Raw genomic sequence first — 14,630 nt, 5'->3', positions numbered from 1 at the left:
TCGGGGAGCGGGAGGTTGAAGGGGCCCCACGTCCAGGTGAAGGTGCGCCCGAACAGGGTGTGCTCGGCGAAGTAGAGCGCCAGGTTGGCGATGACGCCCACCACCGAGGCGGTGATGCCGGTCAGCGCCGCGCTGATGGCCGCGTTGTGCCGCAGCTTTTCGACGTACGGGGCGCCGAGGAAGATGAACAGGAAGCACGGCACGAACGTCACCCACGTGGTCAGCAACGCTCCCAGCAGCGCGCCGCCCCACGGCGTCAGCAGTCCGGGGTCGCGGTAGGCACCGAGGAAGGCGACGAACTGCACCACCATGATGAGCGGGCCCGGCGTGCTCTCGGCCAGCGCCAGGCCGCGCACCATCTCCCCCGGGCTCAGCCAGCCGTAGACCTCCACGGCCCGCTGGGCGACGAACGCCAGCACCGCGTACGCGCCGCCGAAGGTGACCACCGCCGTGCCGGAGAAGAACAACCCCTGGGTGGTGAACACGCTGTCCGTGCCGAGGAACAGCGCCACCGCGGCCACCGGCAGCCACCAGACGGCCAGCCCGACGGCGAGGATCTTGATCGCCGACCGCCGGCTGGGCTGGGCGTGGTGCAGCGCGTCGTCGGGGATCAGCGGGGCCGGGCCGCCGTCGCCGCCGTGCCCGTCGCTCTTCGTGAGGACCTGCGGGGCCAGCCGGTGCGCCGTCCAGCCGATGAGCGCGGCGACGGCGATCACGATCGGGAACGGCACCCCGAACAGCGCCAGCGCGCCGAAGGCGGCCACCGCGACGGCAACGAACAGCGGGTGGGTCAGCGAGCGCCTGGCGACCCGGATGACGGCCTGGGCGACGATGGCCAGCACCGCCGGGGCGATCCCGGCGAACAGGGCGGTCACCAGGCCGGTGTCCTGCCACACGATGTAGACGGCCGACAGGGCGAGCAGCGCGAGCATGCCGGGCAGCACGAACAACGTGCCGGCGACCAGCCCGCCACGGGTGCCGTTCAGCAGCCAGCCCACGTAGATGGCCAGTTGCTGGGCTTCGGGTCCGGGCAGCAGCATGCAGTAGTTGAGGGCGTGGTTGAAACGCTGCTGGCCGATCCAGCGTTTCTCCTCCACCAGGGTGCGCTGCATGACGGCTATCTGCCCGGCCGGGCCGCCGAAGGTCTGCAGCGAGATCAGAAACCAGGCGCGCACGGCCTGCCGGAACGGGATCACATCGCGGGGCGCTTCGATCGTCATGACATGGCCTCTATCGGAGAGAGTGCTGGTCGGCGGGCGGATCGGAAGATCCGCCACAGGGTCAGGTCGTAGGCGGTCTTGGCGGCTCCCGCGATGACGAACGGGAGCGCCAGGCCGAAGGGCAGGATGAGCCCGGCCAGGGCGGGCCCGGCCGGTCGGGTGAGGTAGCGGGCGGTGTTGGTGACGGCCGCGGCCGCGGTCCGCTCGCTTTCGGGGACCAGGGCCATCACGTACGCCTGCCGGGTGGGCACGTCCATCTGCGACAGGCAGGCCCGCGCCATCAGCAGCGCGATCGCGCCACCGAGGCCGGGCGCGAACGGGACGGCGGCCAGCAGCAGGTTGGACGGGATGTGCGTGAACACCATCGTGCGCAGCAGCCCAACCCTGGCCGCCACCAGGGGCGCGGCCAGCAGGGACGCGGTCTGCAGCACTCCGAGCATGGCGAAGGTGACGCCGATGGTCTGCGTGGTGGCGCCGTAGCGCAGGCTCAGCCAGTAGCCGAGGTAGGCCTGCACCACGAAACCCCCAGCGAGGCTCTCGACGGCGAACAACGCGGCCAGCCGCGTCACCGGGCCGCGCGAACGCGCCAGCACCCGGCCTCGGGGTGGCACGGCGGGCGCCTCGACACTCGCCGGCAACCGCGCGGCCAGCGCCACCCCGGCCACCCCCACGACGGCCAGGACCCCGCCGAGCAGCCGCCGATCCGGCGGCAGCGCACCGAGCAGCGCGCCCACCGTTCCCGCGACGGCGGCGACCGCGTTGTACAGACCAAAACCCCGCACCACCTCGCGCTGCGGACGCCCGGTGCCGGCCAGGATGGCCGCCAGCATCAGCCCCACCCCGGCGAGGGTCAGGCCGTCGAGCCGCAGGATCGCGCCGAGCTGCACGGCCGCGATGCCGTAGCCGAGACCGCGCAGCGCCTGGGAGGTCAGCAACAGGCCGACTCCGCCGCCACCCACGCCACCGACCATGCGGCCGGCTCGGCTCATGCCGGTTCCCGCCCCAGCAGCAGGGCGCGCCGGTGGAACTCGTACAGGCCGTCGAAAATCGGCCCGGTGATCTCCAGCACCCGGTCGTCGTCACAGATCATCGACAGCCCGCGCAGGATCACGTCCACGCCGCGCGCCTCCGGCGCGTCGAACCGCTCATCGTCGATGTCGGCCTCGTGCACGATCTCGGCGACCTTCCACAACACCGGGTCATCCAGCTCGTAGCGACGCAGGATCGTCTCGAAGCTGCAGTCGTGGCCGTGATGCGACAGCTCGGCCCCGCGCATGTCGAACGGCGTCGCGTCCGCGGGCACCGAAGCGGGATCGTCGACGAACACGAACTCCGGCTCGGGATCAAGGTGGCGGCGGATCAGCCAGGCGCACGCCGCCCGGTCGATGTGCACCCCGGCGCGCGTCGCCCACCTCATCGCACAACCTCGCTCGGGCTCGCCTCGGCCAGCGCCTTCACCGCGCGCTGCGCGGCCTCACGCTCGGCGGGTGGGAAGTAGTCGCGCCGGCCGATCCTGCGCAGCTCGGCCTGCAGCCTCTTCAGGACGCGGCTGCGCTCGCCGGGCCGCGCCCGTTCTGCGGCCTCGACCTGCTCAAGCACCGCCCGATACTCGGCTGCCCGCGCGGCGCGCATCTCGGCGGCGATGGCCTTCTCCTGCGCCGCGCTGCCGGCGGCGGCCAGCCACACGGTGGAGCTGCCGCCCAGCTCACCGATCTCCTCGGCGATCCAGTCGATCTGCTCCCGAGTCCGGGCGTCGGCGGGCAAGGCCACCAGCCCGTCACCCAGCCGCGCCACGCCAAGCCGGTCCAGCTTGCGCCAGATCGAGATCCGCAACGTCGAGGGCTGGCGCGGGATGCGATACGCCAGCAGCACCCACTGCCCGGCCGTGCCCGTCACCATCGCCTCCATGCCATACCCCACCTCCACGGCGCAACCAGAGTTACAGTAACCACGGTTGCACTCTTTCGGCAACCGGAGCTCCGGCGGCTAGAGCGTCCATTAGAAGATCCCTCAACGGGACACCGAGATCATCCGTTGCCCGGCATGGCGACCTGCGGAAACGTCGTCTCGTTAGACCAGTCCGCGAAACTGTCCGGTGATGGGGGCCAAACGGTACGATCGGCGGGTGGGAGAACTGATCGGCTACGCCTGATGTTCGACCGTCCTGCATGAGCTCACCGTCCAGCGCGCCTGGACCAGATCGCTCACATCCTGAACTGGCCACTCGAACGCGCCCAGGCGGCCACGGACCACCTCGCCCAGCGGCTCCCCGGGCGCCAAAGCCTTCGTCTCATCACCAGCGACGACCGCACCCTACGGCTCATCGCCCCGTCCGACATCCTCGACCCCGATGCCCGCACACGGCTTCAGCAACTCGCCTACCAGCAACAAGGCCCCATGACCGGAATGGCCCTCATCGCCTACCGCGCCGGATACCGTGACCGCCGGCGCATCCGCGAGGTGCTGGTCCGCAATCCCGAACTGCTGGACGCCGCCGGCTACATCACCTGCCGTATAGATGCCAACGGCCGACCCACCGCGATCACGCTCACCCCCGACGTCGCCTTCAGCCTGAACATCCCCATCGATCTCCACGACCCCCTGCTGCTCGACCCGGAGACGTGATGTGACAAGCGTCACTGACAGTCTCATAGCAGAGGGCCACTGACTCTCTCGTGGCAATTGGCACGTCTCCCGGCACGATGGGCTGACGCACAGGTTTTCGGTACCGTTTTGAGAGTCGTAGCCAAAACGCGGTGGTAACGCTCCGGAGAAGGGGAGACGCCGGATGGCGGAGTTCGGGCCGCTGGAGCAGACGGTCATGGAATGCCTCTGGGCGGCGGGCCGGCCGCTCCTGATCCGTGGCGTGCTCGAACAGGTGAATCGTGGACGGGAACGGCCTCTCGCCTATACGACGGTCCAGACGGTCGCCGATCGGCTCGCTCGCAAGGGCTTGGTCACGCGCAGCCGGGCCGGCGCGGCGATCGCCTACGCTCCCGTACACTCGCGCGAGGAACACGTCGTCGCCGTGATGCTGGACGCGCTGTCGGACCTTCCTGATCGCGGCCCCGTCCTGGCGAGATTCGCCGAGAGCGTCGACTCCGAGGACGCCCAGAGGCTCCTGGACGCGCTGGCCGACCGGAGCACGAGCACCCCGGCACGGAGTGAGGGGCCATGGCCGGAACCATCGCGGGACTGATCGTCGCCGCGTTCCTGTTGGCCCACCTCGCGGGTCCGCTGGTCGCGCGCGCAGGGTGGCTGCGCCGCCGCCCCAGCGTGGCGGTGACCGTTTGGGCGGGAGTCGTGGCCGGTGTGAATGGCAACGCCGTGCAGCAGGCGGTCATGGGCGGGCTCGGCTCCGCTCTCGTGCACGACCACCAGCCGCCGGGCCGCGAACGCGCTGACGATCTCCCCGTAGGGGGCGAGTTCGTCCGGGAAATCCGCCTGCGGCTCGGCTGGCCGTCGTGTGTCATCGCCATCATCATGCGGAACAGGGCGCGCACGTGCGCCCGCCCCTCCGGCGTGAGCCCGTTGTCGTAGACGGCGTCCGCGCTGGTCTGCACTGCGTGGCACTGCGTGCTCCACCCGCCGCCACGCCCGTATCCGGCGATGGTGAGGGTGTCCCCGTCCCGGTTCTCCCAGGTGGCCAGCATCGCCCGGGAGAACAGGGGCAGCGTCCCGGCCCCGTAGCCGTCCCGCGAGCGGAGGCCGCGGAGCACGGTCTCGATCAGCCCGTCCTCGAGCATCAGCCCGGCGGCCGCGGCAGGGAGCGCGCGATGCACAGACTGCGAGGACCGCGCGGTGCTGCTGGTCCGGCCTGGCTGCGGAGGAAGCAGGGGTAGATGCCTGTGTCACAACATGATCAGATCTTTGATTTTGGGTTCCGTGATGGCGCAGGGCGGGACAGAATCGTGGCTTTCCCGCACGTCTGGGGGAATCGAGGAATCCGTGATCGTTCTTGAGGTGGAGCAGCCTTGGTGGGGGAAAGTGTTCAGATGAAGCGACAGGAGATACATTTCAGCGCTCGCTTGGATACCGACGAGACACTGGAGCAGGTCGCCGCGCGCGTCGGACAAGCATTGAGCTGCACCTTCGCCCGGGGCGAATTCCAACGGTGGCATGCACAAGTGGCGGACGTCTTCGGCCTCAAAATCTCCGTGGTAGGCGAGTATGGTATTGGTGGCAAGAAGGTGGCCAAACTCGTCGGCGAAGTCATTGAAGAGGGTTTCCTCTACGCTCCGGATGGCAGCGACTCGGTCGAATATGACCAAGTGGATATCAGCGCCTACGTGGTTGATCTGCTCACCATTCGCACCGGGCTCCAGTGGTATCGACCCACCGCGGAAGACTACGCCGCCGAACGCGCAGCAGCCCGCGGAATTGACGACTGGCATGGGCAGGTCGGCCTCCAGGAAGGCGACTGGTGATGCGGACTTTCACGGCGAAGTGGACGACTGGCCCGCCCTGCGCGCGCAGAGGTCATTCTTGGCGACTCGTTCCTTCCCGAGGACTGAGCCGCGGGGCCTGGCCCGCCGTCAGTTGCGGTAGTGGCGGGCGGCGGTGTCAGGGCTGACATCCAGCACGGCGGCGATCTCCTGCCAGGTGGCTCCGGTCGCTCGGTCGGTGGTGACGGCCGCGGCCAGGACTGCGCGGGCCTGGGCGAGCAGGGGCAGCGCGGCGTTGGTGTAGCCGGCGATGGGGCCGGGTTTCCAGCCCGGTCTGCCGGGTGGGCGGGGCGAGGTCTTCGGCGTGCAGGTCGAGGGCCCGTTTCCCGGCCGCCTGAGCGAGGTGTTCAGCCTGGTCGCGGAGATGGCGGCGCTGTTTGCGGGTGCCGTCCTGACGTTGGTGCCGCTGGGTGAGCGGGCGCCAGCGTCTGGCGCGTGTCCGGCCGAAGACCCATCGGCAGGTGTCGGAGCAGTACTTGCGAGACCGGCCGCCGTGGGCGATGGCGCCTCGCAGTTCAGGATTGATCGGTTCGAGATCCCGTGAGAGGCACTCACCAAGGGTTTCGTGGCCGTATGGCTGCGGATCGGCCTGTCTCGTTTGATGGGTTCCGAGACATGGTAACCCGCAGGAGCGCGGGCGCTGCGGGTAAGACGGCGCGTCATCTGGGTGATCGCCGACCAGATCATAATTTCACTGTTCTGCGGCCGCCGTTCAGGATCGCGAACGTTGCGACGGGCGCGCAGTGATGCTTGTGTTCTGCGTGTACGGCGCCTCGCCCGTTCGTGCAAGGGAAATCGGTGACTGCGTACGAGAGCGGGGGGCCGCTACTATCGGTGAGCGATCTGATGAGTGCGACGATCACGGTGCCGTCCTGAGTGCTCGCTCGTATGCGACACACGGTCGCAGATCCCTGTCGGGTGGAGTCGGTCAAGCCTTGACGAGCGACTTGGCGATCATGCTGTCGGCGGACGCGATGATCGCCTCCAAGGAGGTTCGCGGTCGCAGGCCCAGAAGCCTGCGTGCCTTCTCGTTCGACACGCGCTTGACGTAGCCGAGGTCCGCGGCGACGGGCTTGAACTCCGCCTTGAACAGCGCGGCGAGACGGACGACCACATTCGGGATGGAGCGGGTCGGGACGCGCTTTGCCGCATCGCCGAAACGCTCGCGGAGGATGGCGCCGATCTCCTTCATCGCGATGGCGTCCTCACCACTCGCGACGAGGAACCGCTGGCCGGCGGCGCCCGGTGCGGTCATCGCCGCGACATGCGCGGCCGCGACGTCGCGAACGTCGACCACCGGGACGTACATGTCCGGGTATCCGGGCATGTCCCCGTTCAGGCTGCGCTGGACGATGCGGTTCGCGCCGGAGACGGCCGTGCCCATGACCGGGCCCATGACGGCCACCGGGCAGATCGTGGTCAGCTCGGTACGGCCTGCCTCAGCGCGGATGAATTCCCAAGCCGCTCGTTCGGCGAGGATCTTGCTCCTGCCGTACGCATCGACGCCCGGGCCGCCAAGGGGCGACCAGTCGTCCTCCGTGAAGACGTGGTCGATGCGGCCGTGCCCGAACCCGACGGCATGAAAGGCCGACGTCAGCACGACACGCCGGACACCGGCATCGCGCGCCGCCCGGAGGACCCGCAGGGTGCCCTCGCGCGCCGGGGTGATGACCTCGTTCTCATCCTTCACGTTCTCGGTGTGGACAGGCGAGGCGACGTGCAGGACGTGGCCGGCGCCTTCGACCGCCTCGGCCCAGCCGCCGTCCTTCGTCAGATCCGCCTCCACGAAGCTCAGGGCGTCACCTCGGCGCATCCCCGCCTCCTCGAAAACGGCACGGATCTCCGCCTCGCGACGGAGAGAGCGAACAGTGGTGCGGACGTCGTAGCCCCGTTCGAGCAACCGCAAAATGCAGTGCCCGGCGATGAAGCCGGATCCGCCGGTGACGAGAACGCGCTCCCGGGTCATGGGCCATTCCTTTCAAGGGGACGTCTTTCCAGCCGAGATCAACCTTCCGCGCGCCGGCGCCGGCGGACCAGGCTCCCCGTGACCCTGGTAGTGGCAGGGAGTAGCCAGGCAGAACCGCCCTGCGGATACCGTGGCAGGCATGACCGATGAGCCGAACGTTCTCGGCGAGTACCTCCGGGCTCGCCGCGAGCTCGTCACTCCCGAGCAGGTCGGGATCCCGATGAGCGGAACGCGCCGCGTCCCGGGATTGCGCCGCGAAGAGGTCGCGATGCTCTCGGGGATCAGCGCGGAGTACTACCTGCGCCTCGAGCAGGGCCGCGACCGCAACCCGTCGGTCCAGGTGCTCAGGTCGATCGCACGTGTCCTGCAACTCGAGGACGACACGTACCTGCTCGGCCTCGCGGCGGAGCGGCCGCGCCGGAACCGAGGGAGAGTCCGGCGCGAGACCGTTCCAGCGAGCACCGCCCGATTCGTTGGAGAAATTCCGTTTCCTGCTTTCATCGAAGGTCGCTACCTGGACGTGCTCGTGGCCAACCCGCTCGCCGCGGCGCTCTCACCACGGCTGCGAGTGGGAGGCAATCGGCTTCGTGACGTCTTCCTCGACCCCGCGGAACAAGCCCTCTTCTCCAACTGGGAGGGCGCCGCGGCCGGATTGCTCGCCGGGTTCCGCCAATCGGTCGGGGGCAGGATCGACGACCCACGGGTCATCGAGCTCGTCGGCGAGCTCACGCTCGCGAGCCCGGAGTTTCGCCGCCTGTGGGCGCGCCACGACGTCGGCCCACGCGCCGGAGCAACCGTGACGTTCCACCACCCGCAGGTCGGCACCATCCGGCTCGACCGCGAGAAACTCGCCGTCAGCGGCGCCGAGGGCGCGATGCTCGTCGTCTATCACCCCGAGCCCCAGACGGACAGCGGCGAGAAGCTCACCCTCCTCGCCTCCATGGCCGCACCGGCGGCGATCGCGTACAGCGACGACTCAGCGTCCATCAGGTCGTAGCGTGACGTAGCGCGACCGCGGCCACCGCCGGCGTGCCGCCGACCGAGATCGGGGCGATACTCGACGCCGATCCTGACCGGTTCGCCGCCGCACCCGCGACGTCGAACGGCGCCTCACCGACCGGATCGACGATCTGATCGCGCGGCGTGACATGCCGCATCGGCTCGCCACCGGCGGCAGGGCCCTGCTGCCCGACCGCGTTCTCGCCGCTGCCGCTCATGGGCGCCCACCCCGGGGTGAGGGTGGCGTCGAAGAGGTCGCCGTCAGCGTAGTGTTCGACCATCATCTCGTCGGGGTCGCGCCAGTAGTCGAAGATCCGGCCGCCCTGGATGTGCCGGCCGATGCCCCACACGCGCCGGTAGCCCTGGTCGGCGAGGTGCTGTCCGCCCGCTGCCACGGCGTCCAGGTCGGTGACCTGGTAGGCCGAGTGCACGTATCCGACACGTGGCCCCAGGTGCATGGCGAGCGTGTGGTGATCCGCCGGTACCGAGCCGAGGTCGCAGCGCATGAACGCCATCGTGGGCCCGCGGTCAACCGGCCGAGCGTGAGCTGGTGGCACGCTGGGCATCGCGGCGGTCGGCGTGCAGGCTCGTGGTCGCGACGGTCGTCAGGACCACGATGATGACCCCGAGCGAGGCCAGGGTGGGAATTTCCGGGATCGCGGGCCAGATGCCGTGCGCCCAGTGCAGGAGGAGTTTGAACCCGATGAAGCCCAGGATGACGCCAAGCCCGTGGTTGAGGTGGCGCAGCTTCTCCAGCACGCCCGGCAGCACGAAGTACAGCGCCCGCAGCCCCAGCAGGGAGAAGGCGACGGCGGCGGACGAGAAGGGGTCTTCGGTGACGCCGTACACCGCGGGCACCGAATCGACCGTGAAGGCGACGTCGGTGGTCGGTCATATGCCCGCTGAGCGCGTGCTGGATGAACGCGCCGACCGGCATCAGCACGGTTTCGATGAACTCGGCGTCATCCAGCCTCGGCTCAGCGACGGTAGCGGCCGCGCACAGGCGGACGCGCTCGTGAGCGGGGCGGATGCGAGGGCGGGAGCGGGGCGGGCTCAGTGGCGTTGGCTCCGGCGCAGGCCGTCGCCTGGGCCGGACGGCTGGTGGCGAACACGCTGCCGCCGGGGCGGCCCGGGGACGCGACTCAGGGCAACAGCGAGGGCAGGCTCCGCGGGCTGACCTTCGCGACGATCAGCGCCGGGGCAGCGGACTCCGCCGCGTCGGCGAGCGCCTGGGCGAGCTCTGCCGCAGTGTCCACGGAGTAGGTGTTGCGGACGCCGAGGCCGAGGCTGTGGGCGAACTTGGCGAAATCCCATGGGTTGAGCACGACATACGGCTTCGGCGCCGCGTTGGGGTCGTTGTAGTAGCTCGAATCGATGATGTACTGCTCCAGGCCGTAGACGCCGTTGTCGATGACCAGGACGACGGGATTGCGGCAGTAGTGCGCGAACGTGGACAGTGCCTGGGCGCTCGTATGGAAGCCGCCGTCGCCGCAGATGACCAGGGGGCGACGGCTCGACCCGAAGGACGCGCCGACCGCGGCGGCCACGGAGTGGCCGATGGAGGCCCACACGGCACCGGACAGGTACCCGTCGCGGCCTTTGACCGGCAGGTTCGCGGCTGAGGCGCTGCCGAGGAAGGTGTCGGGTATCACGAGCCATGAGTCGTCCAGCGCGGCGCCGACGCGGTCGAACACCTGGGCGTAGGTCAGCGGGCCCGAGGCGGGGGGCGGGGCCGGGTCAACGGCCGCGGGTACGGGCTGCGGCGCCTGCTTGGCCGCTTCGGCTACGAGCGCGCTCATCAGGGCGAGGATGTCCGCGTCCTGCTTGGTCCCGTTCTTGATCTTCACTTTGCCGTCGTAGGCGGTGACGATGCGGTTGGTGCCGTTGCGGATGAAGGTGGCATAGCTGCTGGGGAAGACGCAGCCGAGCATCACGATCAGGTCCGCCTCCTGGACGGCGGCGGGCTGGGAGCTGGGCGGGGCGAAGATCCCGACCCAGCCGTCTTCCTCCTCGGACAGCACCGACTTGGCCGGCACCTGGGCCGACCAGCGGATCCCGAGTTTGGCGATCAGGTCGGCCATCGTTCCGGCGAGCCCATAGCGCTGAATCTCGAGGCCCACGATAAGCACCGGCTTCGTGGCGGCGCGGATGAGCCCGATGATCGTGATGGCGAGTTGCTCCTCGGTGCCCACCGCCGGGTTGGTGACGGGCAGCGAACTGTCGGGGGGCGTGCAGTCGGCCGTCCAGATAGCCCGGTTGACTTCGAGGTAGACCGGCCGTTTCCGCCTGATGGCCGTCGAGATCGCGTGGTCGACCAGTGCGGGCACGTCGGCGGCCTGCTCGGCGCGGGCCGCGCTCGCGGTGACCAGCCGGTAGGCGTTGAGATCACCGTCAGGCTGGCCGGTCGAGTGCGAGAACAGGACGTCGAGCTCCTTCAGGTTGGCCAGGTTGGCGGCGTTCGGACCGCCGTTCACGACGACGACCGGGCTGCGCTCCACGAAAGCTCCGGCGATGGCGTTGATCATGCTGAGCACGCCGACGCCGTTGGCCACCGAGACGACGCCGAGACCCTTCGTACGCGCATAACCGTCGGCCGCGTATCCCGCTTCCAGGTCGGTGGTGGTCACGACCGGTTTGATGTCATGCGCGCCCACCGCGTCGAACAGCGGCGCACCGTATGCGGCGGGCACGCCGAACAGGGTGTCGACCTGGTGCTGGCTCAGCCGCTTGAGGATGTAGTCGGCGACGGTGAATGGCACGATAACGCTCCTGGTCATGCCCGCCGTACGGCAGATCAGTCGGAAACTGACAGGCACGGATCGCCCGGCCGCTCGGACGCCTACCCGGGCGCGCGGCCGGGCGAACGCGCGGGATCCAAGGCTTGACCTTATGTTTTCGCAGGTCAGAAGCGTCCGGCCGGTCGATCGGGTAGGCGTACCGATGGCCAAGCATCTGATCATCGGAGCCGGACATGTTGCTGGACGAGCGTGGTGTGAGCACCCTGTCGAATCTGCCGACTGCGGATTTCACTTTCGATCCCTATCAGCCGGGCGCGTGCGTCGCGGGTCTGAGGCCCTACCGGACGAAGTCCTACCGGCTCGACGGGGAGGAGCTGGGCGACAAGCTCGTCGTCCACAACTATGGCCACGGCGGCGGAGGCATCACGCTGAGCTGGGGCTGTGCAGCCAAGGTGCGGGACATGGTGCTCAGACACCGGATCCAGAACGAGACCACCGAACGGGAGGTCGCGGTGCTCGGCGCCGGCGTCATGGGGCTGACCGCCGCCACGCTGTTGCTCGACCTCGGACTCGACGTCACGATCTACTTCGACCGCAAGCCGGTCGAGACCACGTCATACAAGGCCGGCGGCCAATGGGCCGTGTCCCTCCTGGAGTATTCCAAGGACTTCGCCAAGGTGCAGGAGCTCCAGTACATCCTCAGGACCGCCTACACGATGTTCAAGGCCAGCATCGGCAAGGGCTTCGGCGTCTCCGAGGTCGACAACTACAGCGTCAACGCCACGTCGGGCATCGAGGTGGTGCACGACCTCGTCCCGGGACTGCTGCCGCAGCGCGAATACCTGAAGCGCCTGCCGTTCGAGGGACACGACACCTCCGGCTACAGGTACCGGACGCTGCTGGTCGAACCGCCGATCTTCATCCCCAGGCTGGAACGCGATCTGAAAGCGCGTGGGGTCACGTTCGTGAACCGGAGATTCATCAACAGCGCGGACGTGCTCACGTCCTTGACGCAGAAGACCATCATTAACTGCACCGGGCTCGGCGCGAAGGACCTGTGGAACGACTCCGACATGCTCCCGCTCAGAGGACAGCTCGCGATGTTGCGTCCACAGCCGAACCTGGAATATCTCTACGGCCAGAACGGGTACCTGTTCCCGCGCAACGACCATGTCATCATCGGGGGCACCGTCGAGGAAACCTGCGATGAGACGTTCGATCCGGAGAGGTGCCGAGAGCTGGTGGAGTACATGGCCGGGGCGTTCGGTCAACGGCCGCCGGTACCGATGCCGGAGTTCCACATCCACCACCCGCGCAACGAACGTCTGGTCGATCCGAGGTTGTCGATCTCCTTGTGACCGGCGGCGGTACCCCGCCTCACCTAGATGGTTGACGCAAAGGGATGCGGTCACGTTCAGTGGTCGTAGGCGATCAATGATCGCTTGATGGGCTGGCCTGTGCTGTCGTTCAGCCAGATCGCAGCAGTCAGCGCCAGAATGCGAGCCAGCACGCGGATGACCACACCGGAGCGGGTGCGGCCCCGTGACGCTCCAGGTCGAGCTGGCCTTTGAAGATCTGGTTGATGGACTCGATGGTCTGTCGCAGCGGCTTGAACAACCGCAAGCCGGCCCGCTCCGGCTCGCCGCGGCGGGCCGGGCGCAGCAACTGCAGCTTGCTTTCGGCCAGCGTGGCTTCGAAGGCGCAGCCGTAGTACTGCCGGTCGGCGATGATCGTCTGATGCGGGTGTGCGGCGAGCACGTCCGGCGCGTCCTGCAGCATGCCGATCAGGACCTCGCGCTCATCGGCTTTGGCGCCGGTCAGGGCGAATAGCAGCGGCAGTCCGCCCAGCGTGCACAGCAGGTGCAGCCGCAGCCCCCAGAAGGAGCGCGTGTGGGAGGCGCAGTAGCCGTACTGCGCCCACCCGGCCAGGTCGGAGCGCCGGGCGGTCAGGCCGGGTCGGGCGCGCAGGCGGTTTCGGGTGACCGTCCGTCCTCGACCTTTGCGATGGGCTCGCCGGCGAGATGTTGTAGCGAGCTCTGCAGTGTGGTCCGGGCCGAGGGGGCGAGGTCGGCCAAGAGCCGGTTCTCGATCGTCTCGATGTCGGCGCGGGCGGCTTTGAGGGCGCTTTCGCCCTCGGGGGTGGCCTCGATGATGCGGGCTCTGCGGTCGGCGGGGTCGGGGCGGCGGCGTACCAGGCCGGCGTCTTCCAGTTCGTCAAGGATGAGGACCAGCTTGCTCTTGTCGACCGATACGGCCTGGGCGAGGGCGAGCTGGGTGCGGGCGGGGGCTTCGACGACGGCCACCAGCACCGTGTAGCCCCACAGGGTCATGCCGTGCTCGCGCACCGCGGCGGTCTCGGCGGTGGCCAGGCCTTGCTTCAGTCGTGCGAACAGCCAGTGCAGGTCCTGGTGTAGCCCGCTCCCGTGCGGACCTTCGGATGTGGGGGCGTGGGCCATGGACAGCATGATACCAAGCCAAGATGTTCTTGATTTAAAACTATCTTGGTCTATATTGATTGCGATTCCAGACCATCTTGAATGTGAGGCAATCTTGTGACGCATCTTCTGCATCTGGACGCCAGCGGACGCAGCGAGTCGTTCTCCCGCAGGCTCGGCGAGACCTTCGTGGCCGACTGGCGGGCCACCCACCCGGACGGTGTCTACACCTACCTGGACCTGGTGGCCGATCCGGTGCCGCCCATCGACGAAGACCGGGTCCGCCTCGCCACCCAGTCATCGGTGAACGGGGTGCGCGACATCGCGACCATGGACCAGATAGCCGTCGGCGCTCCCGAGCTGGCCAGGAGCTGGGCGGCCACCCGCCCGCTGGTGGAGCAACTCCTCGCGGCCGACGTCCTGCTTCTGGGCGTGCCGATGTACAACTTCACGGTGCCCGCCGCGTTCAAGGCGTGGATCGACCGCGTCACCCTGCCCTGGCTACCGCTCAAGGGGAAGTCAGCCGTGGTGCTGAGCGCGCGCGGCGGCGCCTACGGACCCGGCACCCCCCGCGAGCACTTCGACTTCTACGAGCCCTACCTGCGCGCCTACTTCTCCGTGCTCGGACTCGACGACGTCACCTTCGTCCATGCCGAACTCACCCACGCCACGGTCATGCCCTTCCTCGCACAGTTCCGCGACCAGCACGAGACCTCCCATACCGCGGCGCTCGACGCGGTACACGCCCTGGCAACCCGGGTGCGCACCGAGACGCCGTCATGACCACGACTCCCCGAACCATCAGCAAAGCCAAGACAGAAGGACAA

Annotated in this window: 16 protein-coding genes and 3 pseudogenes; 7 read left to right on the top strand and 12 right to left on the bottom strand. The window is 68.7% G+C overall.

Annotation, left to right across the window (positions count from 1 at the left end; genetic code table 11):
* From chrA to C4V41_RS58425, 4 genes are all read right to left on the bottom strand, one after another.
* On the bottom strand, window positions 1–1,220 hold a 1,220-nt coding region (gene chrA, locus C4V41_RS58440), incomplete at its 3' end, for a chromate efflux transporter (RefSeq protein WP_103964673.1).
* Window positions 1,217–2,209: an MFS transporter gene (locus C4V41_RS58435; protein WP_146104246.1), complete on the bottom strand. Its 993-nt coding sequence runs from the start codon at window positions 2,207–2,209 to the stop codon at window positions 1,217–1,219. The genes C4V41_RS58435 and chrA, both read right to left, overlap by 4 nt.
* Complete coding sequence (locus C4V41_RS58430; protein WP_103964671.1) at window positions 2,206–2,637, bottom strand: chromate resistance protein ChrB domain-containing protein; 432 nt, start codon at window positions 2,635–2,637, stop codon at window positions 2,206–2,208. The genes C4V41_RS58435 and C4V41_RS58430 overlap by 4 nt, the downstream gene beginning before the upstream one ends.
* Complete coding sequence (locus C4V41_RS58425; protein ID WP_200825004.1) at window positions 2,634–3,146, bottom strand: Chromate resistance protein ChrB; 513 nt, start codon at window positions 3,144–3,146, stop codon at window positions 2,634–2,636. Before C4V41_RS58425 ends, C4V41_RS58430 begins: the two co-directional genes overlap by 4 nt.
* A 471-nt stretch (window positions 3,147–3,617) precedes the next feature.
* On the opposite strand from C4V41_RS58425, the gene C4V41_RS58420 reads away from it, so the two are divergent.
* From C4V41_RS58420 to C4V41_RS58410, 3 genes are all read left to right on the top strand, one after another.
* The gene (locus C4V41_RS58420; protein WP_146104245.1) at window positions 3,618–3,845 is read left to right on the top strand and encodes a hypothetical protein; all 228 of its coding nucleotides are present in this window, start codon (window positions 3,618–3,620) and stop codon (window positions 3,843–3,845) included.
* 163 nt (window positions 3,846–4,008) lie between these two features.
* Entirely contained in the window at window positions 4,009–4,419 is a 411-nt protein-coding gene (locus C4V41_RS58415) for a BlaI/MecI/CopY family transcriptional regulator (RefSeq protein ID WP_103964669.1), read from the top strand.
* On the top strand, window positions 4,395–4,760 hold the full coding sequence (locus C4V41_RS58410) for a hypothetical protein (RefSeq protein ID WP_103964668.1): 366 nt from the start codon (window positions 4,395–4,397) through the stop codon (window positions 4,758–4,760). The genes C4V41_RS58415 and C4V41_RS58410 overlap by 25 nt, the downstream gene beginning before the upstream one ends.
* Here C4V41_RS58410 and C4V41_RS66370 read toward each other — a convergent pair.
* Window positions 4,706–4,966: pseudogene (locus tag C4V41_RS66370) on the bottom strand (nSTAND1 domain-containing NTPase); the annotation flags it as partial. The gene C4V41_RS58410 and the pseudogene C4V41_RS66370 overlap by 55 nt on opposite strands.
* 249 nt (window positions 4,967–5,215) lie before the next feature.
* On the opposite strand from C4V41_RS66370, the gene C4V41_RS58405 reads away from it, so the two are divergent.
* Window positions 5,216–5,647: a hypothetical protein gene (locus tag C4V41_RS58405; RefSeq protein WP_146104244.1), complete on the top strand. Its 432-nt coding sequence runs from the start codon at window positions 5,216–5,218 to the stop codon at window positions 5,645–5,647.
* A gap of 108 nt (window positions 5,648–5,755) precedes the next feature.
* Here C4V41_RS58405 and C4V41_RS61485 read toward each other — a convergent pair whose 3' ends face one another.
* Together C4V41_RS61485 and C4V41_RS58395 are read right to left on the bottom strand one after the other, a co-directional pair.
* Window positions 5,756–6,220, bottom strand: a complete 465-nt coding sequence (locus tag C4V41_RS61485) for a hypothetical protein (RefSeq protein WP_146104243.1) — start codon at window positions 6,218–6,220, stop codon at window positions 5,756–5,758.
* A gap of 373 nt (window positions 6,221–6,593) precedes the next feature.
* Window positions 6,594–7,631 (bottom strand): SDR family oxidoreductase, encoded by a 1,038-nt coding sequence (locus C4V41_RS58395; protein WP_103964665.1) that lies wholly within the window; start codon window positions 7,629–7,631, stop codon window positions 6,594–6,596.
* Window positions 7,632–7,770: 139 nt separating this feature from the next.
* Here C4V41_RS58395 and C4V41_RS58390 point away from each other — a divergent pair, with 139 nt between their 5' ends.
* Window positions 7,771–8,628 (top strand): helix-turn-helix domain-containing protein, encoded by an 858-nt coding sequence (locus C4V41_RS58390; RefSeq protein WP_103964664.1) that lies wholly within the window; start codon window positions 7,771–7,773, stop codon window positions 8,626–8,628.
* Here C4V41_RS58390 and C4V41_RS65085 read toward each other — a convergent pair.
* The 3 genes and pseudogenes from C4V41_RS65085 to C4V41_RS58370 all read right to left on the bottom strand — a co-directional run bounded on the left by C4V41_RS65085 (window position 8,618) and on the right by C4V41_RS58370 (window position 11,389).
* Window positions 8,618–9,136 carry a VOC family protein gene (locus tag C4V41_RS65085; RefSeq protein ID WP_235031067.1) on the bottom strand — a complete coding sequence of 173 codons (519 nt, stop codon included), beginning with the start codon at window positions 9,134–9,136 and terminating at the stop codon, window positions 8,618–8,620. The two genes, C4V41_RS58390 and C4V41_RS65085, sit on opposite strands and share 11 nt — an antisense overlap.
* Before the next feature lie 22 nt (window positions 9,137–9,158).
* A pseudogene (locus C4V41_RS58375) lies at window positions 9,159–9,506 on the bottom strand (TerC family protein); the annotation flags it as partial.
* 266 nt (window positions 9,507–9,772) lie between these two features.
* Window positions 9,773–11,389 carry a thiamine pyrophosphate-binding protein gene (locus tag C4V41_RS58370; protein WP_160150777.1) on the bottom strand — a complete coding sequence of 539 codons (1,617 nt, stop codon included), beginning with the start codon at window positions 11,387–11,389 and terminating at the stop codon, window positions 9,773–9,775.
* 212 nt (window positions 11,390–11,601) lie between these two features.
* Here C4V41_RS58370 and C4V41_RS58365 point away from each other — a divergent pair, with 212 nt between their 5' ends.
* Window positions 11,602–12,726 carry an FAD-dependent oxidoreductase gene (locus C4V41_RS58365; RefSeq protein ID WP_103964661.1) on the top strand — a complete coding sequence of 375 codons (1,125 nt, stop codon included), beginning with the start codon at window positions 11,602–11,604 and terminating at the stop codon, window positions 12,724–12,726.
* Window positions 12,727–12,782: 56 nt separating this feature from the next.
* Here C4V41_RS58365 and C4V41_RS58360 read toward each other — a convergent pair.
* A pseudogene (locus C4V41_RS58360) lies at window positions 12,783–13,315 on the bottom strand (transposase); the annotation flags it as partial.
* Window positions 13,315–13,824 carry a MarR family winged helix-turn-helix transcriptional regulator gene (locus C4V41_RS58355; protein WP_103964678.1) on the bottom strand — a complete coding sequence of 170 codons (510 nt, stop codon included), beginning with the start codon at window positions 13,822–13,824 and terminating at the stop codon, window positions 13,315–13,317. The pseudogene C4V41_RS58360 and the gene C4V41_RS58355, both read right to left, overlap by 1 nt.
* 96 nt (window positions 13,825–13,920) lie before the next feature.
* Between C4V41_RS58355 and C4V41_RS58350 the strand changes: the two genes are divergently transcribed.
* Entirely contained in the window at window positions 13,921–14,586 is a 666-nt protein-coding gene (locus C4V41_RS58350; protein ID WP_103964660.1) for an FMN-dependent NADH-azoreductase, read from the top strand.
* Window positions 14,587–14,630: the final 44 nt, after the last annotated feature.

Source organism: Nonomuraea solani (assembly GCF_900108335.1).
GTDB classification, from domain to species: domain Bacteria; phylum Actinomycetota; class Actinomycetes; order Streptosporangiales; family Streptosporangiaceae; genus Nonomuraea; species Nonomuraea solani.
Note: the sequence above shows the minus strand (reverse complement) of the source record. Positions and strands in the feature narration are given on the sequence as shown.

Excerpts from the sequence above, each read along its gene's own strand:
- C4V41_RS58390 (WP_103964664.1), top strand. The coding sequence starts at position 7,771 with ATGACCGATGAGCCGAACGTTCTCGGCGAGTACCTCCGGGCTCGCCGC.
- C4V41_RS58365 (WP_103964661.1), top strand. The coding sequence starts at position 11,602 with ATGTTGCTGGACGAGCGTGGTGTGAGCACCCTGTCGAATCTGCCGACT.
- C4V41_RS58435 (WP_146104246.1), bottom strand. The coding sequence starts at position 2,209 with ATGAGCCGAGCCGGCCGCATGGTCGGTGGCGTGGGTGGCGGCGGAGTC.
- C4V41_RS58355 (WP_103964678.1), bottom strand. The coding sequence starts at position 13,824 with ATGGCCCACGCCCCCACATCCGAAGGTCCGCACGGGAGCGGGCTACAC.
- C4V41_RS65085 (WP_235031067.1), bottom strand. The coding sequence starts at position 9,136 with ATGCGCTGCGACCTCGGCTCGGTACCGGCGGATCACCACACGCTCGCC.
- C4V41_RS58430 (WP_103964671.1), bottom strand. The coding sequence starts at position 2,637 with ATGAGGTGGGCGACGCGCGCCGGGGTGCACATCGACCGGGCGGCGTGC.
- C4V41_RS58395 (WP_103964665.1), bottom strand. The coding sequence starts at position 7,631 with ATGACCCGGGAGCGCGTTCTCGTCACCGGCGGATCCGGCTTCATCGCC.
- C4V41_RS58410 (WP_103964668.1), top strand. The coding sequence starts at position 4,395 with ATGGCCGGAACCATCGCGGGACTGATCGTCGCCGCGTTCCTGTTGGCC.
- C4V41_RS58420 (WP_146104245.1), top strand. The coding sequence starts at position 3,618 with ATGACCGGAATGGCCCTCATCGCCTACCGCGCCGGATACCGTGACCGC.
- C4V41_RS58405 (WP_146104244.1), top strand. The coding sequence starts at position 5,216 with ATGAAGCGACAGGAGATACATTTCAGCGCTCGCTTGGATACCGACGAG.
- C4V41_RS58415 (WP_103964669.1), top strand. The coding sequence starts at position 4,009 with ATGGCGGAGTTCGGGCCGCTGGAGCAGACGGTCATGGAATGCCTCTGG.